We start from the raw sequence: 21,167 nt of genomic DNA on the forward strand, positions 1-21,167 counted from the left end.
AACTTCTGTGATGCCGCCCATTGTTCCTTTCTTATTCGGGGATGGCTAAACCGCCGTCAACCAGTGTTCCTTTATACATGGAATATGCACTGCCAATTTCATTGCCATCAGAAATGTTCCCTCTATACTTTACTGCAACAGTATCTCCAACTTTCATGTCTGTGCATTCGATGCATCTTCTCATTCTTATATCGTCGGTATAGATTTTATAAACCGTACCGTCCTCTTCATTTGTGCAAAGAACACGATCATCAATCAGCACATAGCCATCACCAATCTCGGTCAGCGTTCCGGCTATGGTATGCTCATAAGGCTCAAATGCTGCTTTTGCAGAATTATTTTTAACATAGTTGATGATTTTTCCCGCTGCTTCTTCTCCGATGAAATAAATATAACTGTAGTCAAAGATATTGGTTGCAAAGTATCCGTCCTCAGAAATATATACTGCCCCTTTGTATACCCCCAGAGCATCCGATGTTGCGGTAAATGTCAGATAATTTCGATTACTTCCGTCAAATACATCCGTTTCGCTGTACAGCCTGGCATCACGGCATTCTGAAAGGATCTGCCAGATATACGCATCATCATTTACAGTAAAGTAACCTTTTTCATCATACCCCTCACAGACCGTATAGTGATTGAATTGGAGGTTCTGTGTCAGCCCATAGAGCTCTATCATTTCCCCGAACATTGCAGGCGTTGTTTCTTCGTTTAGCCGGTAAACATAGAATCCATTGTCATTGCCGGCTGCAACAAGTCTTTCCTCTGATACACCATTGATTTTTCGCACTTCAAATGTCTCGGTGTATTTTTTTCCGGTATAGGGATCTATCCCCTCTGCTTTGCAGGTGCCAAGGGCATCTCCAAGCAATTCTGTGTCAATGGAATTTAGATTTTTAATGCTATATGCATTGCCGTTAAATTCGATGGTTTGATATTTCTCACTGTCGGTTTTGTATTCCCAGGGCCATTCCATATCCCTTTCTGCCCCGGAAATATAATATTTATATTTGGCCGAATCCGCTTCGCTGCCCTTAAGGACTGCCGGCAGGATTGCTGCTCCTGCAAGCATAAGCAGGGCAAAGCTGGCTGCAAGCCCACTCCATTTTTTCCGGGCATAAGGGCGGTCATGCTTTTCTATGCCGGTATAAGCGGCAGCTTCGTCTACATATTTTTGATTGATATTGCCGATGATTTCGGAAATTTTTCTTTTTCTCATAAGGATACCCCGTTTCGTATCAGATATTTTTTCAGTTTCCCACGGGTTCTGGAGAGCCGAACCGATATGTTATGGCTGCTTGTATGAAACAGCGCCGCAATATCTCCAATGGAATCGGAATACCAGTATCGGCGGACAAACATGATTCTACTTTCCTGATCCAGTGTTTCAAGAAATCTGTCTATGACAAGTGCGAGCTCATTTGCATGAAATTCATCTTCAACCGAAGTGGATGACGGAAAACAGTTTTCCAGTTCATTCAGGGAAACATCGTAAATACTGTTTCGTTTTGCTGCAGTGTTTGCATGATACTTTTTGATGGCGAGATTACGGACAATGCGGCAGACGTAACTCAAAAGCGGATTTGGATTTTGAGGCGGTATTGTATTCCACGCTCCGAGATATGCGTCATTTACACATTCTTCCGTATCACGTACATCATTTAATATATTGTCAGCAACCTTGGTGAATACAGAATTGTATTTCTTAGATAGTTCAACGATTGCCTGCTCTGAACGCTCATAAAACAAATCGATGATCTTACTATCTTCCAATTCTTCACATCCTTTCTGCCTCACCTTTATACTACGGTTTTTACATGAAATGTCTCATCCTTATTTAATTTTTTATCAAAAATATGTGTACGAAGAAGCTACTTTCTGTTTGGCTTTCGTTTGATTCCAAGAAGTCTCATAAAATCATCAAACAAGGTCGTATCCATCGGCTCAAACATCAGCCATTTTCCATCATGATAGGTTTTCGTTTCATCATAAATCCTTTGAACCTCTTTTGAATAATTCTCTCTATCTGTCTCAAATTTTAACCTTTCGTCTTTCCCTAAGATAACCATAAATCCGATACAGTTTTCTCTTGCATATAATGCACATAAAGTTTTGCCGCCCCGACGGTATTTATATTCATATTTCCACGCTTTACCGCCTTTATTCCAGGAACAGTCCATGTCATATCTGGAATCAATGACAGCAATTAATTGATTCCAGATATCGTATAGTGGTTCTCCCACTAAAATTGTCATCTCTTCTGCGTTAGGTATTGTTTCAAGCATGACAGCCTCCTAATATAAATTTTAAGTTATCGGTTGCTTTTCTATGAGGTAGGATTGTAAGCTCTTTTGACAGCCATTTTTTTCATAAAATCCCTCTGCCTCCGGCTGTGCACCAAAGTACAACATAGTAGGCGTATTTTCCTTTGCCAGTTGAAGAAGCTTGCTTCCCACTCCCTGTTTTTGATATTCCGGCAGGACAAGCAGCTCCGTAATTGTTCCGAAAAAATAGCCATCCGTAAGAATGCGTAAGCACCCTATTAGCATTTTATTGTCATAGGCGGTTATGTTTCGTGTTCTGGATAATGCACACTGTGTTCTTTCTATGTCATAATCCCCTTGCCATATTTGATTAACAAATGGAATAAAGGTGCGGTTTTACACTGGCAGGGACGATTTGATCAAATGTTTCTTACCAGCTCTTCAATCAGCTGATTTACAATCTCCGGCTGATCTGTGTTTGAATTATGTCCTGCGTCTTTTATCCATTTTAAAGGGATATGGGTGTTTCGATGCCATGCCTTATTATATCTGATGCAGGAACCGGCGTGATCTTTTTCACCGCAGATTAATAGTGCAGGACATTTGAGCTCATAGGGCAGATCCTTTTCCATTGCATTTGCAAGAATTTTGAATCCATGACCGGCTATCTGGGAATACCGCTTTTTATCTCCGTCGTATACCATCATCATTTCATGCATCCGTTTTCTCCCATATTCCGATACTGCAACACCATTTGTACCGGACTTTAACAGGGATTTCCAGGGATAATAAAAGTAAACGGGTTCCATTCTTTTTAATAACCAGAGCTCGATTCCTGTTACATACTTTCTTTGTAATGGAGCGGAATCAATAGAAACGAATCCCTTTAAGTTCTTCGGATATAGCTGGGCGTAGGCCTGTCCAACGTAGCCGCCCATGGATTGTCCTATAATCACGGGTTTTGTTATTTTCTCCTGTTCAAAGATTCCGTTCAGCCATTTTGCTTTATCCATCAGATCAAAATCAAATTGAAAGGGCCATGAGGATGCATGGGCGGGCGGGTCCCATACAAGGACATTGTAGCGGTTTTTAAAGTATTCGATTTGTTTGTCAAATAATCTGTGGTCAGCTGTCAGTCCCGGCAGGAAAACCAAGGCTGCGGTGTCAGCAGCTATTGTATGAATCCAATAATGGATCGTGCCTGATGGTGTTGTATATGTTTTTTCAATCATTTGTCTGTCTCCATAAGCCGGAACTACTGGCAATTCCGAAAAGAAAACTGTAATTTACATTCATCACTCTCGAAAATAATTGCTCTGCCTGCTGTAAAAGTTCTTCCGGCTTACAGGTTACTAATATTTCAAACATGCCATTCTCCTTTACAAATCTGACTGTCTATTTTTTAATTTTTCCTTTGGTGCAAATTTTTGATTTAGAGTAAATGTTGTAGTTTTTCTATGATATTCCCATTTCCTTTTAATCCTATTATTGGAATTCCTTGTACTTTATAAATTCAGCTTTGCATCCATGAATTATTGCAGCAATAATTGATCTACATGCCGGATTATCTCCTGCTCAGATAAATCATACGGCATTGGGTCAATATCTTCAAAGCAGTAATTTGACGCATAGGAATGGTTATCCGTCCACTCTATTACCCAAAAATCCATTAATGTAGTTACTTTGAAAAATTCTCCATTCATTGTCCAGCAAATGCCGGAGGGATATAATTCTACTTGCTTTGCTCCAAGTTCACGAAACCTGTTTTCAACAATTGCTTTTATATCTGCTTTTTCCATTGATGGTCTCTTTTAAATTCTGAATGCATCTGTTACAATTTTTCTATTTCTTTCAATGCTTTTTGAATATCCTTATAAACGAGTGGCTGCATACTATCGTCATAAACCGATGTGTCTGCATTATGAAGTGCAAAAAGAATATCTTCTCTTAATTCCGGCTTATGCTTTGCAAGAATCGGCAGCACTTTGATACATTGTCTGGCTGTAATTGGTTTGACGTCTGTGATGTGTTTCAAATATTTATCAATGATTTCATCAATTTTATAATCTTTATCCCATTTTGCATTATAGGCAAGCAGTACAAGCCCTCTTGTACGAATATAAGAATTATCACTGTCAAGCATATCGCTTAATCTGTCCATATAAGGATAAACGCTATTCGTTTTTTCACTCTCTTTTTGTAACTCCTGTAATGCTTTATAAGCAGCCGTATTATTTTTATCAAACAACAATTCAAATGTTTCTGCTACATGAACTGACATGATATCCTCCCTTTACGATTTAGAGTAAATGTTGTAGTTTTTCTATGATATTCTCATTTCCTTTTAATCCTATCATTGGAATAAATACATTTTCTTTGGTTAGCAGATAAGAAATTTTTTCTATAAATAACCCCATTTTGCAGATTTCCTCATTATTGTCTGATGTTGTATCTACGCCACAATTTGAAGAACGATTTGCTCCAGTAATACCAACAACCTCGAACCCATATTTACTTATGATATGGTTTTCCATAACATATCTAAGTGCGAAAAATAGCCTTATATTATTCTGTCAAACAAGGCAGAGTACTTGAAATACTCTGCCTTGTCATACTCCTGCTCTTAGATGATGTGATATTCTAAATAAAGGCTCTGGCGATATTCTTTATCCTGTGATATCCTTACAACATCTGATAGCCGCCCATCCTCATTTAGTAACATTATCAGTTTGGCCATCAGTTCTTCACCATATTCTTTGCCCTTTTCCACATTCTCCTGGTCTCGCATCAACAACGTCATATACTCATGCCTCCATTCCCTGTTTTTCTTGGCTTCCTGCACAGCTTCTTCCAACTTCTCAACATAGGAATCCTCCGGCTTTTGCCCAGCTACATAGTCTAAAAATGCCTTTAACTCCCTGCTGACATCATCCATTGTCCCATCGGCGTTCAGAAATATCTTTATGGCTTCATCCCCCATGGAAATACTGTTGTCTTCTTTACAGATATTTTCAAAGGTATAGATATGCCTCCCTTTCCCGTATAAATCAAAGGGACAGATAAATATGATATAGCTTTTGTTCAACTTTTTATAATGCTGGCCTGCATCCACAAGCTACAGGTCAATCATTCCCTGATAATATCTGCTTCTCTTTGGCAGTTCCTTTGTATCACTGACCTGCATTTCTATGTCGTAAACAGTCTCCTTGTCGTCCTTTACATACACATCCAGTCTGACGCTATGAGCGTCCATATCTACATTGATATTCTTCTGTAATTCCGGATATTCAATGCGTTCAATATTCAAATCCGGAAGAATCCTCTGCAATAACTCTTTGCACAGTTCTGGATTCTGCATAACCTTTCCAAACAGAAAATCATTGGATATGCCTAATTCTTCCCAATTTTTCTGCTTTATTTCCACGTTTCCCATTTATTTACCTGCTTTCTTTCAAATAAATCACTGCCGGAAAAACTCTGTACATTCCAAAAGCCCTGCTACCTATTTTTATTATACACAGATTTCCGGCAAATTACAATAAGCCGGGAACCTGTCTTCCGCCATTTTTTCCTTTTTAATCCTTCAAGATAACCAGCTTATTCTGGTAACACTCCACAGAAACACTGCACCCAATCTCAAATCCCCACTGTTCTACCCAGTTTCCTTGCAAGATAATCTGCGGCACAGTTCTTCCACTTCTGGTTGTGAATGAGTACGCTTTCATCCTCCGGGTAGCCACAGTATAATCCAAACTTGTATCCTCTGCCACACAACAGCCGTTTAAGTGAAATCTTTCCATAACCTGAAACATTCTTGCCAGCATGGTGTCCTTCCCCAATCTGCAGGTCTCTGTAAAATCTGGTCTTTTCTGGCCGTTCATGTTGACTTGGATTTCCTGGAACAAGACCTGCCGGTTCTGGCGGATTTTTGTATTAAGAATTTTCTATATCACAAGTTCCAGTTCCAGTGATTTGGTTCCAAATTCCCGGAACATAAAAACAGACGGCGCACCGTCTGGAGGTGTGCCGCCGCTGTTCTGTAAGAACCTGATCAAATCATCTGATAGCCTTATTTTGATAGAATCTATGTTCCTGTCCCTGTTGAGAAGATAGTCCAAAGATATTTGCTGATTGCCTGTCTTGATACTTCTAACTGATAAGCAAGTTCCTCCTGAGATAGACCGGCTTCCTTTCTTAGCTTTTGTATTTTTTCTCCAAATGTCATATTGTGTTCCTCCTTTCGCTGCTAAACATACTATTTTTGCAGGCAGCATACCACCAAAATACGGTTTCTATTACGCAACTTTGAGTTGCAATTATACATTTCGCAGGATTTTTTCAGTTTTTTGCACTTTTTTATTATATCGCTGTTTTGAAAGAGTAAGTCAAATACCCCGCATCTTGCTGCGGGGTATTTGACCCTTGCGGCAGTCGCCAAATGGACATGCCAGCATGTCCGCTTGGCTCGTTGCCGCAGAAATAAATATTATCAGAGCCGGAAACCTGTTTTTTGGTTCCCGGCTCATCAGTATCATTTCTATCCGCTCTAAAAATTATTTTTTGTTGTTACCCCCAATCAACACCTTTTTCCCACAAAATGCAAAGCCGTACTTCCTGATCCGTTCCTTTGGAATGCCCTTTCCCACCAACGCCGCCTCATAATTCTGCTCTTCTATCTGCTTTAAGGCTGCCTGAACCGTGTCGGACAACTCCCGCTCTTCCTCCTCATCCTGCACCTTGAATTCCAGAATCATGGCGTCATCCTGGGCATTTTTCGGCTCCAGCATCACATCATATCTTCCAAAGCCGCTTTCCCGATTGGAAATAAGTGCATAGCGATTCGCAAGCTCCACCATCAGTCCCAGCACAAAGCCATGATAAAACCGTTCCGGCTCCGCCCCGGAGGGACGCTTTCCTGTATCAAAGTAGCTGAAAGTAGTAAGGGCTACCCGGTTCATATAGGCATTCATGGCTTTCAAATCATTTTTCAGCAATGCCTTTATGAATTCATTATAGCTGCCATCGGAATCGGAAAACCATCCCCGTATCATATTGGCAAACATAATGCCTACTTCCTTATTGGTCAGCACCAGACTGTAATTCCAGCTTCCGTCTTCCTCCGTAAACTCTACCTGGAGGGTTTTCAAGTAGCCGCTTGCAAGCAGCAGGCTCCAGATGGAATTTCTCTTGCTGTTCAGCTCGCCGTACACAATCTGCTCGTCAATCTCTACCCTGAGAGTTCCGCCTTTCAATAGATTTTCAAATTCCTGCTTGATTTCCTTATTTCCTTCCTGGATCAGCTTTCCCACCAGACTGTTGGAACTGGAATTCGCCCAGTAGACACCTAATCTCTTTGTATCAAGATAATTTAGAATGGACCAGGGATTATAGATGTCGGTGCGGCTTCCAAAGGTGAAGCCGTCATACCATTTCTTTACCTCCTGCTTTCGCTCTGGAAGTTCAAACTCTTCCAATGCCGCAAAGACCTCTTCCTCTGTAAAGCCAAAACTGTCGCTATACTTTTCGGATGTTGTAGTTACCACTTTCAGATTATTCAGATCCGAAAAAATGGATTCTCTGCTCACTCTGGTAATGCCTGTCATGACAGCCCGTTCCAGATAGGTATTCGTCTTAAAGGTGGCATTAAAAAGACTTCTGGTAAATGCCGTCAGTTCCTCCCAGTATCCGTCCACGTAAGCCTCCTGCATAGGGGTGTCATATTCGTCCAGCAGAATGATCACATTTTTTCCATAATAGCGTGACAGATACAGAGACAGCTGATTCAATGCCAACGTAGCCGTCACATCATCCATATCCACAGACACAGAATCAAAAAATCTTTTTTCTTTGTCATTCAGCAAATTTCCATCCAGCAAAAAATCATACTGGGAATAAAGATTGGAAAATATCTGGCAGATTTTTCTGCGGGCCGTCTCGTAGCACTTCTCCTTTATATTTGCAAAGGACAAGCTGATAACCGGATAGGTTCCCTGAAGCTTTCGAAACTTTTCACTCTCCCAAATGGAAAGCCCCTCAAACAACTCACTTCTCTTTGCATAATTTACGGAAAAAAACTGCTCCGTCATACTCATGGTAAGTGTTTTTCCGAATCTTCTGGGCCGTGTAATCAGAGTTACACTGTCCCCGCTCTCCCACCATTCCCGGATAAATGGCGTTTTATCAATATAAAAGTAACCCTCTCTTCGGATGGTTTCATAGTTCTGACATCCGATGCTTATGGTTCTTGCCATGATGCAATCCTCTCCTTACTATTTTCCCGATTGTACAAGTCAAAAAGCCTCATCGCAGCACCGCTACACCTGCATTTTTAACTTGCTCACCGGAAAAAACATTCTGTGTAATCAGTATAACGAGTTTTAAATGATTTTACAATCACTTCATTTTCTTTCGGCGTGATATAAAAATTCAGCCTCTCCAAATGCAGATTTTCTGTAATACACATCTATTTCATCCGTACCGTATTCTAAAATGTAATAGCAAAAGCTTACTGTATCATCCGAAAATACCTGTTCGGGATACTTTATATAGATCCTATTATTTTCTATAGCCTCTATGTTCGATGCATCCGCCAAAAAACGATAGGAAAATTCTGATTCATAGTCGAAAATATCATATCCATCGGAGGTTCTTTTTATCATCAACCTGCCATTTCCATAATCCGATAAATACGTATATTCTCCTGCCAAATTTTCCAACGCATCCTCTTTTGCCCCATTATTCTCATCCATCCTGCCAGTCTCATCAGACATAGGTGTGCTGCTGTCCGGCCCAAGGCTTGAAGTTACCGTCTTAGAGGAAAGTGCAGCCACACTGTATCCGTCAAAACAGCTATATGGATTCTTATGCAATTCTACTGTGATTTCACGTTTCTCCACGGAATCCGTTCCGTCATACCCTATTTCAAAATCGGCGGTAACAACCACCCCATTGTCCGTATACGCATAATCATAGTCAGATATGGAACCATAATTCAACGGACCTGCGGCATCATACCTGTCCACGGCACCGCCTGTATAAGACGAGACATCCAGTTCCATGCCCGTCAGGGAATACTGGATATAGTTCAGTTCGTCCACAAAGATCTGCCCGTTGTTCTTCTCGGAAACCATTTCTAAATAGTCAAAGGACAATCTTGAATTTTGAATGAATCTGGCAATGAACGTCTCTTTCCATTCCTCGCTGCCTGCAAAATCTTTATCAAAATTGTCATAAGTAAGTGCAAGCTGCGTAACTGCGGCTTTTAAATTGTCACCCATGATAAATTCCGAGGGATATTCATATTCCTCAATTCCAAGCACTTTATCATAGTCCCTGTTATCCGTATTTGTGAGTGCAGCAATAGCAATGATATTTGTATTTGTAACTGCTAAATCATCCTTGTAATTATCCGCTGGTTTTTCTCTTATGAAAAGTACCAGGAATACAAGAACCGGAATCAGAATAAATATTCCAATTATGGCTCCGGGAAGCATTCTCCTTTTTTTGCGTTTCTTTCTCTTGTGCTGTGACATTTTGATTCCCCATCTCTTTCATCTTATTCTCCCATCTTGCGGCATTGGTTCCGGCTCACCTTGTATAGAAAGCTTTCCGACCCCAATATCATGCGTCCGTAAAGTTTTCCGGTGCGGTTCACGATGCCGCCAGCCTATCATCCCCCCTCTTTATATCACAGCAAAAAACGCAATCAAATACATTCTGCATAAACTACACAATTTTTGCGTAAATTACACAGCTTATTCCTCAAAGCACATCCGCCACTGAAAGAACGCTTTCTTAAATTCCTTGCTATGGGCTCTCCCAATCGCTATCTTTGCTCCATTGCAAAGCGTAATCTCCCGGCTGTTTACCTTTGCAATGTATCTTAAGTTCACCATATAAGATCGCTGTATGCGGCAAAAGCCAAATGGGGATAAGCTCTGTGCCGTCTCCGAAATCAATCCCCGGCAAAAATGTTCGCTGCCGTCCAGCATAAGATACCGCAGCTTTCTTCCGTTTGTCTCAACAAGAAGAAGCTGCTGCAGATGAATCTTAACGCCAATCCCGGAGGTATCATTGCAGTCAATAAACCTGTCCTGAATCTTTGTTTTAAGAAAGGAATCCACCGCTTCGCAGATTTCCTCCAAATGCATTTTATCAATATACCGGAACGCATTCACCCGATAACCCAGCCTTGCAAGTTCCGTATGTGAGGTTAAAAAGCATATTTTGCACTGGCTCTTGGAATTCATCAGTTTTTCAGCTATGTCAAAGCCATTTTCACCCTCTGCCAGTTCAATATCTAAAAAAAGCAAATCTGCGTCCGGGCTTTTCAAAAAATCATTTCCGTTGCCATAGGATTTTATGCTGACGGAAATATCGTAAGCCCTGCAGCATTTTTCAACCACAGCCTGTATCTTCTCTCTCCATATGGCTTCATCTTCCACAATCGCTATTCGCATGCCTTGTTCTCCCTTGGGATGGAAATGCTGATTTTAAACATTGGTTCTCCATTTTCTGCTGTGGAATCCATATAATATTCCCCGTGGTACTTTTCCACTGCTGCGGCAATATTTTTCATACCAAAGCCATGATTTTCTTTGTCTTTTTTCCATGTGGCAAATAAGCCGCCTTTTGTATGTATAGTTTCAGCCATGCTGTTGCTGACAACTATGAATATCTCCTTTTTATGCTCCATTAATTCCACCCGGATCCTGGGAACTGCTGCTTTTCCTGCCGCTTCTAAAGCATTCTGCAGCACATTTCCCATAAGAGAGGTCAAATCCACCATGTCAAGGGACATTTTTTCCGTCAGCTTTCCTGTTAGGGCAAAGTCTATCTTTTCCTTTTTTGCCAGATAAAAATAATAATTGACAATAACATCCAGAAAGCTGTCACCTGTGTGGAGCTTTAAATCAAAGTCCTCCTGAATATTCCAGATTTTATCTATGTAATCTTTTGCATTCTCTGTCTTTCTCTGGGTAATCAGCTCTCTTAGGACGCCCATATGATTTACCAGATCGTGCTTAAAACGCCTGATTGCCCATGACTGCTTAAGCTGATAATCGTACTGCTGCTTCTGCATATGCATAAAGGATTTAAGCTCCTGATTCTGCCTGTTTGAAAGTACATTTTTAATGGCAAGACCAAGGGTTAGAAAAATGGAGTAAATCACACCGGCAATGCTGATGAAAAATACTGCATATGCATCCTGGCCATACATGGCTTCATTCTCATTAAAAAAGACAAAGACAAAATTATAGAACATTTGAAAGATACTTCCCTGTATGAGAAGTGCAAGCTTATACTTAAGCTCTATATGGCATAAGTAAACTTCGTTCTTTTTGAGAAGCAGAACATATACCAGAAGATAGATCAAAAATGAAAGCAGATAAGCAGCTTCCATCCACCATGCCGTATCCGTTCCGGAGATCCCTCCGCCTACAAATACAATCTGGAGCAGCATGACCGTAAATGTATCTATAATTCCGGTGAAATACATAAGTGCTGCACTTAACAGGACAAGATGCAATGGACTGTCCTCAAAAAATAAGCTTATGGAAAGGACGCTCCAAACCATGTAAATAATCGGAGAATTTGTATCAAAATATGCATTGTATACACCGGCCGACAGCATAACGAATATGGATGCACCAATCAAAAGCTTGTTTTTCCTTGGGCGTCCCTTGAAGCCGAAATAAGTTATAAACAGATAAATGAAATAATTTAAAATGTTGTCTGCAATGTAAATCATAGTTCTTTCCTATATGCTTTATTCCAGCGGGCATGAAACGGGCTCGCCTTATGCCATTCTTTCACCTGTTACAATCCCTGCACGTTCTCTTTTTTGCTTCTTTAACTGCAAGGTCGTATGCCGCAAGTGTCTTGGGATCGAACAGAACAAAGCGTACAATATCAATCTTGTCCTGATTCGCTTGGCAGAATTCCAAAACTGTTCTGACTGCCACAAAAGCCGCCTGCTCTACCGGATAGCGATACACGCCTGTGGAGATTGAGGGAAATGCGATTGTTCTGATTCCATTTGCAGCGGCAGCCTTTAATTAATTTCTGTATGCGTTTTCCAGGAGCTGTTCTTCTCCATTCCCACCGCCACGCCAGACGGGGCCTACCGTGTGAATGACATGGCTGCATGGCAGATTGTAGGCACCGGTAATCTTTGCTTCTCCGGTTTTGCAGCCATGCAAAGTCCGGCATTCAGCCAGAAGCTGCAGTCCGGCAGCACAATGGATTGCACCATCCACACCTCCGCCGCCAAACAGACTGGTGTTTGCTGCGTTTACGATTGCTTCCAGATCCGTTACTTTTGTAATGTCTCCCTGAACTGTTTGGATGATGTATCCCATAAAATTTCCTCCGTTTCTGATAACTATGGTTGTCTTTCTCAAACTTCTTCCTCAAACCCATGCATAAGATGCTCGTTCCAAGAAGCATTGACACTCTCCATCTTCTTTTTCTGCATAATCCGGTTCCGATCGCTTAAGATAGCCAGCATCTCATCCGCAATCTCATCCAAGGGGAGTTTTTTATAATGAGACAGATAGCCAATCATTCTCCCGGCTGTAAAATCCGTATTCAGATTCTTTGTGATTTGATCACAGAACGCTTCCGGATAGCCACGTTTTAGCAAAATATCATAGAGTTCCATGCTCTTTTGTGATTTTGGTTTCATACTTCTTGTGCCTTTCAAATTATTTTCTTCCCTGAGCCTGAAATTTATAGGCTGAATTCCACTTCAATACCATCCACGTCCCCAAACCTTAAAATACGTGGCCTTGGGTGGTGCGATAATTATTTCTGATGGTTGATATGCAATCCCAAAATAGAGCTTATCAGCTCCTGTGAATATACATTCTTATCCTATCAGGCTCGCCATCGCCCTGTACCATGCACAAAAATTCCCAGCCATAACGTTCATAAAATGAGGTATGATCCGTAATGAGATATAAGGTGTCTATTCCTTTCTCTTTCATATCGGCACATACATAATTCAGCAGGGCACCGGCTATTCCATTGCACCGCCTGTCTTTTTCCGTATATACTGCACAGACATTGGGAGAAAGATCTTTTCTGTCATGAAAATCATTTTCAATCACTCCCACTCCTCCGATTATCCTGTCTTCCTCCACTGCCATATACCATTGGGGAACCGGTTCTCTTTTTGTAAGGCACTCTTCCATACTTTTCTGATATGCTTCCAGCGGAATCCCCCATTTATCGTGAAACCACTTGGCTGCCTGTTCTTTTATTTCAGGAGCGTCTGTTAGTCGTATTATTTTATAATCCATTTGTGCAATTCCTTCCATGTATCCTTACATGTTATTCCGTTTATTTAACTGACCAGGAGCCTGTCAGAAGTCAAATACCCCTACAGCCATTAATAGAAAAATTATACCACAGATATTATAAATCGTCCTCCCTTATTCCGTTTAATCCGGCAAAAAATTGCGGGAAAGAGTTTCCTTACATTCTCCCGCTTCTTCGTAGGAAAATTTTAAGAAAATTTATAGAAAAAACGAAGAAACCGTATCCTTTATCCTGATATAATAGGAAAAGCGTAATATAATTAACCATAGGATTATGTACCCCCTCTACTATAACATTTCCATAAGTATAATCCCGCAAGTATGGGACATTGTATAAAAATGAGACTTTTCATCCCATACACCTGCCGGTAGTCCATATTGAAAACCCTTGTGTTGTAAAAGGAAAGGAATCCATATTAAAATGAGCATCCATATTTTAGTGGCAGACGACGAAAAAGAACTGGCCGATGTTCTGGAGCTTTATCTTACAAATGACGGCTACACCGTCCACAAGTCCTATACCGCCGCAGATGCCCTCAAATGTATTGAGCACACGGATTTGGATTTGGCCATATTGGACGTTATGCTGCCGGACGGGGACGGTTTTCAAATCTGCAAAAAGATTCGGGAAACCTCCTATTATCCCATTATTATGTTAACTGCAAAGGCATCCGACGGAGACAAAATCATGGGCCTGACCATTGGGGCTGATGATTATATCACCAAGCCCTTTAACCCCTTGGAGGTGACGGCCCGGGTAAAGACGCAGCTTCGGCGGTATATGCACTATAACAATGCCGTTCCCAGACAAGGGGAGCCGGTACATGAGTACGATATCCGAGGTCTTGTTATCAACAAAGACAATCACAAATGCTTCCTGTTCGGAAAGGAATTGCCCCTTACTCCTATTGAGTTTTCCATCCTCTGGTATCTCTGTGAGCGTCAGGGAATTGTTGTCCCCTCAGAAGAATTGTTTGAAGCAGTGTGGGGAGAAAAATTCCTCCAAAACAACAATACAGTTATGGCCCACATCGGACGGCTGCGGGAGAAGCTTAAGGAGCCTGCCAGAAATCCCAGATTTATAAAAACAGTATGGGGGGTTGGATACACCATTGAAAAGTAAAGCTTACAAGGATTTTCGCCAGTTTCGAATAAAAATTTGTCTCCGCACCATTGCCATGCTGCTCACCGCCGCCGTGACCATCTATGTCCTGTATTCGTTTTTCCTCCGGGGCAATTTCGCAGTCCTTGTGGTATCCCTCTTTCAAAATGTCTTCGGCATGGATCACCACGCCGCTCTTGACCTGTACCAGCGGACATTCCGCATCCATATGGACGCTGTCATCTGGCTGTCTATGCTGCTTGTATTTACGGCCCTGTTTCATATTTATCTTTGCTGGTTTACCCGGTATTTTGAGGAAATCAACAGAGGGATGGACGCTCTGCTTCAGGATACGCCCGGTGAGATATCCTTAAGCCCAGAGCTGCTTACCATAGAACGGAAAATGAATCTGACCAAGCACACCATTGATCTGCAGAAAAGCCGGATGCTTATGGAGGAACAGCGAAAAAACGATCTCATCATGTATTTGGCCCACGATTTGAAAACGCCGCTGGCATCCTCCATCAGCTATTTGAGCCTGATGCGGGACGAGAAACAGCTTTCCGAGGAACTGAGGGAAAAGTATCTCTCCATCTCCCTTTCCAAGGCGGAACGCCTGGAGGATCTCATCAACGAATTTCTCGAAATCGCCAAATACAACCTGTCCAATATCACACTCCAATACAGCGAAATCAATCTGACCCGTTTGCTGGAGCAGCTCGTATATGAGTTCCAGCCAATCTTAGACCAAAAGGGAATATCCTGTCAGCTTGAAATGGCAGATACCGTCCCCCTGAAATGCGATGCCGACAAAATGCAGAGGGTATTTGATAATCTTTTGCGAAATGCTGTGATCTACAGCTTTGACGGAAGCAATATCACCATTCGTGCCAGGTGTGTCCGGGACAACCTGACAATTGAATTTTCCAACCACGGCAGCACCATTCCAAAGGAAAAGCTGGAGCGGGTATTCGAACAGTTCTACAGGCTTGACAAAGGCCGCAGTACGGAGGGAACCGGGCTGGGCCTTGCCATTGCAAAGCAGATCATTACCCTCCACAACGGGACAATCACCGCAGAAAGCGAACATGATTTGACAACCTTTACCATAATACTGCCTGTTTTGTAGGAAAATTGTTAGAAAGTCTTTTGAAAAATAGTGGAATACCGTAAGGACGAACAGAGAAAAGGCGTTTTTGTTTCTGATACAATGATTGTGTCAAGGCAAGAACGCCTTTATTTATATCCTCCCCTGGGGGCATCTCTTACTTCATGTCCCCGGGCAGGCGGATTTCGTCCAATAAGGTCTTTGTCTAATAAGGTTCATTTTATGAATTATGGAAAGGAGTTTTCACATGGAATTGCAGATCGACCATATTTCCAAGCGGTTCAAGGATAAAAAAGCAGTCCAGAACATCAGCCTGAAACTGACGCCAGGGGTCTGGGGCCTCTTAGGAGCCAACGGAGCAGGCAAAACAACCCTTATGCGGATCATTGCCGGAATTATGCAGCCTACCTCCGGCCATGTGCTGTATGACGGCATTCCCATCCGCACCCTGGGGGAGGAATACCGGAATATCTTCGGCTATCTGCCCCAGGAGTTTGGTTTTTATCATGAATTTACCGTCAGGGACTATCTGGCATATGTGGCCGCCCTGAAAGGAATTCCCGAGCGGCAAAGCCGACGCAGGATTCATGAGCTGCTGGAACGGGTTTCCCTACAAAATGTCAGCGGCAAAAAGATCTCCAGGCTCTCCGGCGGAATGAAACGGCGGGTAGGAATTGCACAGGCATTGCTGAACAACCCAAAGGTTCTGATATTGGATGAGCCTACCGGAGGTCTTGACCCCGGAGAGCGGGTCCGCTTCCGCAACCTGCTCTCGGAGTTTGCCCATGATCGGATTGTTCTTATTTCCACCCACATTGTCCCGGATGTGGAGTATATTGCCACCTGTCATGCCATGATAAAGGATGGCAGGCTACTTGCCACCGGAACAACGGAAGAACTGGTAAAGCTGGTGGAGGACAAGGTGTGGAGCTGTCGGATTTCCCCGGACACTGTGCCGGAATATGAAAGCAAGCTTCGGATTGTCAGCCTGCGAAATGAAGATGACGGCAATGTCTCTGTCCGCTATCTTGCGAAACGCCCCTGCAATGCCTGGTCCGAACCTGCCGTTCCTCGTCTGGAGGACTTGTACTTGTGGCTGTTCCCTCAAAGCAGCGGAAAAACTGACAGGAGGTATGGAGCATGAGAATCTTACAATTGGAACTAAAACGAATGCTGAAAGCAAGGCTCACCTGGATTTTACTGGCCCTGGCTCTGATGCTTTCCCTTTTACTGGCTTATCTGCCTGTCACCTATTGTTACAGCAGCTATACGGATGAAAGCGGGAATGAGATCCATTTGACTGGGCTTAAATCCATTTCCTATGAAAAGGAGCAGCAGGCCAAAGCTTCCGGTACTGTTACTCCACAGCGGGTCCGCAAGGCCGTGGAAGCTTATCAGGCCTGTTTAAGGGCATACGGTGTAACGGAATCCTATGACTTGCCCGAGGGCGTCTATGAACGTGAAATACTTCCCATCGCTCCCCTGCTCCACGGTGTTAAGGAAGCATTTGCAGACCCGGATACGGGGATGGCACCTGCCATTATGGAGATCGAGCCGGAGCAGATTGATAACTACTATTCTATTTGTGAGGCTCGAATCACTTCTCTCATGGCAATGGAACAGCCGGACAGTCCGGCCGCACAGCACAGGGCTGTGGAAATGTACCGCCGGATTGCAAAGCCCTTTGAAATCTATCCCGGCATGAGTTCCACTGTCATGGATTATCAGAATATGATGAGCTTTCTGGTGCTGCTGTTCTGCGTGGTGATCGCCGCCCCTGTATTCTCTGCCGGCTACCAGTCCGGGGCAGATGATATTCTACGCTGCACAAAGCATGGCAGGATGGCCTTAGGCGTCACAAAGGTCCTTGCCGCCCTTTTGATTAGCGGATTTGCCTTTATCATCTGTGCTGTTGTATTTATTCTGGCAGCGAACAGCTTGTTTGGCTGGGAATGTACGAAAACCTCTATTCAAATGATGTATTCTATTGTGACATTGGCAGATATAAACGCAGGTCAGCTGCAGGGCCTTTTCGCCGCTGCCGGATTGCTCTCTGTTCTGGCTTCGGTAAGCTTCACCCTGTTTCTTTCCTCCAGGTGCAAAAATACTGTGTCAGCCCTTGCGTCGGCACTGGTGTTTTGCATTGCACCTGTAGTCATTCATATGACGGTGCCGGGCGTATTGTCCGCATGGATTTGCAGTATCCTGCCTGCCAGCGGAACAAGTATTCAGGCCAGTATTCTCTATGCCATTACGGATTTCCAATTCCTGAGTATCGGCAATCTGGCTGTCTGGACGCCCTATGCCATGATTGGGGCCTGCATCATTGAAATACCGCTGTTCTCTTTTTTGGCCGTTCGTTCTTACTGCAGGCATTCCGTAAACTGAAGACTTGGAGGGGTGAATCTTACGTACCGCTTATGTTTGTATCCTGTGCATTTCCTGCCTCAGGTACATATAACCGTGTACCCGGCAAAAGCAGATTTTCATCTCCGCCGATAATTTCCCAATTCATGCGGTAGATTAGATCATAGTATTCGCCATGCCCATAGCTTTTGTATGCGATTTTCCAAAGACAATCCCCTGGGCACACGGTATACATATGGTCATCTACCGTCTTTTCCACCTCTTCGGGAATCAGATAATGCTGCTGCCCTAAGTCCATGGCTTTTCCATAAAAAAGCTCCTTTTCCACGGTCCCGTCTTCCGCCACTATTTTGATTGCGGGAGATTCCCACCGGGGCCGGAAATAACAGGTGCTTCCATCGGCACAGGTCAGCTCCCAATCCTCTGTGACCAGATACGTATACACATCTACCAGGCCTGCATCCTCCTGATATTCATAAGCATAGAGCGTGATCTCGTCTTCGGTAACAGCCACTTCCAGAATACGATTTCCCTGTTCATCGTACTGATAGAGCCGGTACTCCCATGCACCGACTTCATTGGTTCCCCAGTAATCATAGTACTGCAGCTCTCCCATGAGATACGCCCCGTCATAATATGCCTCATATCCACGGCTGAAAAAAAGCTCCTCACTGTAACCGTTGGGATCGGAGCCCACATCACGCCGGTAAGTCAGACTCCGCTGCAGTCTGTCATTTTCATCGAACTGATAATCGGAAACCTCAAACATATACCGGGCCGCCACATAGTAGCCGTCCCTATAGGGCATGCTGTTTGACTTAAAATAAATGTATCTGCATGTACCTTTTTCATCATTCCGCTGGTAGATATTTTCTTCACAGTAGCTCCAACTGTCGCCAAGTATATTGGGCGAATATCCTAATACATAGAGCAGACGATTCTGTTCGTCAAAATATGCATGGGAAATCTCTGCAATCTCTTCCTCGTCATAGACTTTGTTTATCCGTTCATAGGAGCTGCTGCCATTGGAAGAGCTGTCTTTGTCATACTCATAGGTTTCGTGGCCGGTCAATTTTAACCGAGTATCCTCCGCATAGATATCCTGACGCTCATCCGCTGTGCTTTCCTTGGCTGTTGCGTTATTTACAGGACTGATGCAGCCATTCAAATATCCCATGCACAAGAACAGAATTCCTATGCAGCTATAAATTTTCCATGGAACAGGAATAGAAAATTTCTTCTTTTTCATGCGGTTTCTCTCATCATTCATATAAAATATCTGCTTGTACTTGTAGCTGTTCAGCACCCTAACAGTTCAAGATTGTGTTGCATTTCTCTGCTCCAATGCTATCCCAATCAACCGATCTGTCTGGTCAGCCATGAACAAAGGAATATTCAGAACATCATCATCCAGCTTTAAATTGTCCAGAGAAAAACGAACACGGAGTTTCACTTCACAGGGGAATACTTCATTGCATTGATAACCTTGGGACAATCCTGTATCTCGTCAAAGATGATAAGGGTCTTTTGGGGCACAATCTTCTGCCCGCCGGCCAGCATCAGATTCTGCAGAATGCGATCCACATCCTTAGTGGTTTCAAAGAACTGCTTATATTCCTCGTTTTCATCGAAGTTAAAGTAGGCCGTATTTTCATAATAACGTCTGCCGAACTCTTTGAGAAGCCAGGTTTTTCCTACCTGGCGTACTCCCTTTAAAATCAGCGGTTTGCGATAGGGCGAATCTTTCCATTCCAGCAGCTTATTCAGAATCAGTCGTTCCATAGATGTTCTCCGTCACATTTTTATTGGGGTTTTTGCGGTTTTGATCACATTTTTATTATGTTTCTCTGTTTTATTATACATCATTGCGGAGAAATTACAATCCAGTCATCTACATTCGCTGTTCGTTCGGAACATAAGGTTTCCATAGCATTTACGCAAGCATGAATCTCCATGGCAGGAATCTCATCTATTGCAACCTCTTTATGCTCCATATGGTCAATGTCTAAAATATTTTTCCTGTGCATAGGTATCAAAAGGTTCTATATCTGAGGAAGATATTGCATATAATGGTTGATTCCAATCAGCATCACATACCCACTGGGGGATTTCATTGCCGATCTCTTCCCTATCTTCTGCTTTTGGAAGTTCCCCAAGCATAAGCAAATTAGAACTGCTGCCGGAACAGCCCTCAATGACCAAAATACAAATTAATATTAGTTCAAAACGCAATATCCTTATAAGCGATCTCATCAATTTCCTCATTTAAAAATCCCACACCGATTCCATTATCGTCCCAGTCTTCACCGCCCCATGTCCTTGAGAAAAGCAAATAAACATACCGCCCTCCCTTAACTTTTTCCATGGTAAAATCCCATGGGATAACCATAGTCTCCGGCGTTACTGCCTGCAAAAGTGCATCCCTTGTCTCAATCTCCGGCCACCATGTTTCAAATTCCGCTTCATCATCAGGCCCCCAGGCAAAGCGTTCTTCCTCGTTATAGTATTTAATCAATGCTTCAATGAGTTTTGATTGCAGTTTGGGCCATTTTTCCATAAAGCACTGAAACGCTTCTTTCTGCCTTTCCGTAATTCCGCTTTCTTCGCTGCTTTTTGTTATGAGAAGCTCTATGGTATAGGAGGTTTCTCCAAAGTCAAGTGTCTGCTTCCCCAACCAGCCATAATCACCATCTTCACTTAATTCGCCAAATATCAAATCTGTCAATGCTCTTTTCTCCTTTTACATCACATAACTGCAGCCAGGTCTGTCCGGCATATCATCAGCCTTTACATATCTGGCGTTGAACTCCATATTGATCTGTCGCAGTTCTTTTTTGCCGTCAATGTAATCCTGATACATATCCGCCAAGCCAGCCATACAGCCATCACAATTTGCATCCATGCTGCCCAAGGATTCCGCAACGATCCTTTCACGCTCTTCCTTTGTTGTCTCTGAAATCAAATATCCCATTTTTCAACCTGCTTTCTGCTTAAATTCATTTATC

At 42.8% G+C, this 21,167-nt stretch carries 26 protein-coding genes and 2 pseudogenes; 4 read left to right on the plus strand and 24 right to left on the minus strand.

Going from position 1 to position 21,167, the window contains the following annotated elements:
• Positions 1-31 precede the first annotated feature (31 nt).
• The 19 genes and pseudogenes from VSQ61_RS06085 to VSQ61_RS06175 all read right to left on the minus strand — a co-directional run bounded on the left by VSQ61_RS06085 (position 32) and on the right by VSQ61_RS06175 (position 13,567).
• Positions 32-1,219, minus strand: a complete 1,188-nt coding sequence (locus VSQ61_RS06085) for a hypothetical protein (protein ID WP_334343562.1) — start codon at positions 1,217-1,219, stop codon at positions 32-34.
• The gene (locus tag VSQ61_RS06090) at positions 1,216-1,773 is read right to left on the minus strand and encodes an RNA polymerase sigma factor (RefSeq protein WP_334343563.1); all 558 of its coding nucleotides are present in this window, start codon (positions 1,771-1,773) and stop codon (positions 1,216-1,218) included. The genes VSQ61_RS06085 and VSQ61_RS06090 overlap by 4 nt, the downstream gene beginning before the upstream one ends.
• Before the next feature lie 98 nt (positions 1,774-1,871).
• Complete coding sequence (locus VSQ61_RS06095) at positions 1,872-2,285, minus strand: DUF3788 domain-containing protein (RefSeq protein WP_334335688.1); 414 nt, start codon at positions 2,283-2,285, stop codon at positions 1,872-1,874.
• Positions 2,286-2,306: 21 nt separating this feature from the next.
• On the minus strand, positions 2,307-2,648 hold the full coding sequence (locus tag VSQ61_RS06100; protein WP_334336234.1) for a GNAT family N-acetyltransferase: 342 nt from the start codon (positions 2,646-2,648) through the stop codon (positions 2,307-2,309).
• A 35-nt stretch (positions 2,649-2,683) separates the two neighbouring features.
• Positions 2,684-3,496, minus strand: coding sequence for an alpha/beta fold hydrolase (locus VSQ61_RS06105; RefSeq protein ID WP_172541590.1), 813 nt, complete (start codon positions 3,494-3,496; stop codon positions 2,684-2,686).
• Entirely contained in the window at positions 3,489-3,632 is a 144-nt protein-coding gene (locus VSQ61_RS06110; RefSeq protein ID WP_334343564.1) for a hypothetical protein, read from the minus strand. Before VSQ61_RS06110 ends, VSQ61_RS06105 begins: the two co-directional genes overlap by 8 nt.
• 164 nt (positions 3,633-3,796) lie before the next feature.
• Complete coding sequence (locus tag VSQ61_RS06115) at positions 3,797-4,063, minus strand: hypothetical protein (RefSeq protein WP_334343565.1); 267 nt, start codon at positions 4,061-4,063, stop codon at positions 3,797-3,799.
• A gap of 32 nt (positions 4,064-4,095) precedes the next feature.
• Positions 4,096-4,545, minus strand: a complete 450-nt coding sequence (locus VSQ61_RS06120; protein ID WP_334343566.1) for a HEAT-like fold family protein — start codon at positions 4,543-4,545, stop codon at positions 4,096-4,098.
• Between the two features lie 342 nt (positions 4,546-4,887).
• Positions 4,888-5,349: a hypothetical protein gene (locus VSQ61_RS06125; protein WP_334343567.1), complete on the minus strand. Its 462-nt coding sequence runs from the start codon at positions 5,347-5,349 to the stop codon at positions 4,888-4,890.
• A gap of 30 nt (positions 5,350-5,379) precedes the next feature.
• The gene (locus VSQ61_RS06130; protein WP_334343568.1) at positions 5,380-5,697 is read right to left on the minus strand and encodes an Rpn family recombination-promoting nuclease/putative transposase; all 318 of its coding nucleotides are present in this window, start codon (positions 5,695-5,697) and stop codon (positions 5,380-5,382) included.
• A gap of 142 nt (positions 5,698-5,839) precedes the next feature.
• Positions 5,840-6,145, minus strand: coding sequence for a SymE family type I addiction module toxin (locus tag VSQ61_RS06135; protein WP_334343569.1), 306 nt, complete (start codon positions 6,143-6,145; stop codon positions 5,840-5,842).
• Between the two features lie 203 nt (positions 6,146-6,348).
• Positions 6,349-6,489 carry a helix-turn-helix domain-containing protein gene (locus VSQ61_RS06140; RefSeq protein WP_334343570.1) on the minus strand — a complete coding sequence of 47 codons (141 nt, stop codon included), beginning with the start codon at positions 6,487-6,489 and terminating at the stop codon, positions 6,349-6,351.
• 328 nt (positions 6,490-6,817) lie between these two features.
• On the minus strand, positions 6,818-8,515 hold the full coding sequence (locus tag VSQ61_RS06145) for an AAA family ATPase (protein ID WP_334343571.1): 1,698 nt from the start codon (positions 8,513-8,515) through the stop codon (positions 6,818-6,820).
• Positions 8,516-8,662: 147 nt separating this feature from the next.
• The gene (locus tag VSQ61_RS06150) at positions 8,663-9,796 is read right to left on the minus strand and encodes a hypothetical protein (protein ID WP_334343572.1); all 1,134 of its coding nucleotides are present in this window, start codon (positions 9,794-9,796) and stop codon (positions 8,663-8,665) included.
• A 222-nt stretch (positions 9,797-10,018) separates the two neighbouring features.
• Positions 10,019-10,723 (minus strand): LytR/AlgR family response regulator transcription factor, encoded by a 705-nt coding sequence (locus VSQ61_RS06155; RefSeq protein ID WP_334343573.1) that lies wholly within the window; start codon positions 10,721-10,723, stop codon positions 10,019-10,021.
• Complete coding sequence (locus VSQ61_RS06160; protein WP_334343574.1) at positions 10,714-12,015, minus strand: sensor histidine kinase; 1,302 nt, start codon at positions 12,013-12,015, stop codon at positions 10,714-10,716. Before VSQ61_RS06160 ends, VSQ61_RS06155 begins: the two co-directional genes overlap by 10 nt.
• A 61-nt stretch (positions 12,016-12,076) precedes the next feature.
• A pseudogene (locus VSQ61_RS06165) lies at positions 12,077-12,625 on the minus strand (O-acetyl-ADP-ribose deacetylase).
• A gap of 38 nt (positions 12,626-12,663) precedes the next feature.
• On the minus strand, positions 12,664-12,951 hold the full coding sequence (locus VSQ61_RS06170) for a hypothetical protein (RefSeq protein ID WP_334343575.1): 288 nt from the start codon (positions 12,949-12,951) through the stop codon (positions 12,664-12,666).
• A gap of 160 nt (positions 12,952-13,111) precedes the next feature.
• Entirely contained in the window at positions 13,112-13,567 is a 456-nt protein-coding gene (locus VSQ61_RS06175; RefSeq protein WP_334343576.1) for a GNAT family N-acetyltransferase, read from the minus strand.
• A 439-nt stretch (positions 13,568-14,006) separates the two neighbouring features.
• Between VSQ61_RS06175 and vanR the strand changes: the two genes are divergently transcribed.
• The 4 genes from vanR to VSQ61_RS06195 all read left to right on the plus strand — a co-directional run bounded on the left by vanR (position 14,007) and on the right by VSQ61_RS06195 (position 18,183).
• On the plus strand, positions 14,007-14,708 hold the full coding sequence (vanR, locus tag VSQ61_RS06180; protein WP_334343577.1) for a VanR-ABDEGLN family response regulator transcription factor: 702 nt from the start codon (positions 14,007-14,009) through the stop codon (positions 14,706-14,708).
• A gap of 55 nt (positions 14,709-14,763) precedes the next feature.
• Complete coding sequence (locus VSQ61_RS06185; RefSeq protein WP_334343662.1) at positions 14,764-15,816, plus strand: sensor histidine kinase; 1,053 nt, start codon at positions 14,764-14,766, stop codon at positions 15,814-15,816.
• Positions 15,817-16,042: 226 nt separating this feature from the next.
• Positions 16,043-16,939 (plus strand): ABC transporter ATP-binding protein, encoded by an 897-nt coding sequence (locus VSQ61_RS06190; RefSeq protein WP_334343578.1) that lies wholly within the window; start codon positions 16,043-16,045, stop codon positions 16,937-16,939.
• Positions 16,936-18,183: an ABC transporter permease gene (locus VSQ61_RS06195; protein WP_334343579.1), complete on the plus strand. Its 1,248-nt coding sequence runs from the start codon at positions 16,936-16,938 to the stop codon at positions 18,181-18,183. The genes VSQ61_RS06190 and VSQ61_RS06195 overlap by 4 nt, the downstream gene beginning before the upstream one ends.
• Before the next feature lie 19 nt (positions 18,184-18,202).
• Here VSQ61_RS06195 and VSQ61_RS06200 read toward each other — a convergent pair whose 3' ends face one another.
• From VSQ61_RS06200 to VSQ61_RS06220, 5 genes and pseudogenes are all read right to left on the minus strand, one after another.
• Positions 18,203-19,432: a LysM peptidoglycan-binding domain-containing protein gene (locus VSQ61_RS06200; RefSeq protein ID WP_334343580.1), complete on the minus strand. Its 1,230-nt coding sequence runs from the start codon at positions 19,430-19,432 to the stop codon at positions 18,203-18,205.
• Positions 19,433-19,626: 194 nt separating this feature from the next.
• Positions 19,627-19,944, minus strand: a pseudogene (locus tag VSQ61_RS06205) (AAA family ATPase); the annotation flags it as partial.
• 216 nt (positions 19,945-20,160) lie between these two features.
• Positions 20,161-20,415 carry a hypothetical protein gene (locus tag VSQ61_RS06210; RefSeq protein WP_334343581.1) on the minus strand — a complete coding sequence of 85 codons (255 nt, stop codon included), beginning with the start codon at positions 20,413-20,415 and terminating at the stop codon, positions 20,161-20,163.
• On the minus strand, positions 20,384-20,887 hold the full coding sequence (locus tag VSQ61_RS06215; RefSeq protein ID WP_334343582.1) for a DUF6985 domain-containing protein: 504 nt from the start codon (positions 20,885-20,887) through the stop codon (positions 20,384-20,386). The genes VSQ61_RS06210 and VSQ61_RS06215 overlap by 32 nt, the downstream gene beginning before the upstream one ends.
• 15 nt (positions 20,888-20,902) lie before the next feature.
• On the minus strand, positions 20,903-21,133 hold the full coding sequence (locus VSQ61_RS06220) for a purine biosynthesis protein PurH (RefSeq protein ID WP_334343583.1): 231 nt from the start codon (positions 21,131-21,133) through the stop codon (positions 20,903-20,905).
• Between the last annotated feature and the right edge of the window lie 34 nt (positions 21,134-21,167).

Origin of the sequence: Candidatus Merdisoma sp. JLR.KK006 (assembly GCF_036941035.1) — a bacterium.
Lineage (GTDB): Bacteria > Bacillota > Clostridia > Lachnospirales > Lachnospiraceae > Laedolimicola.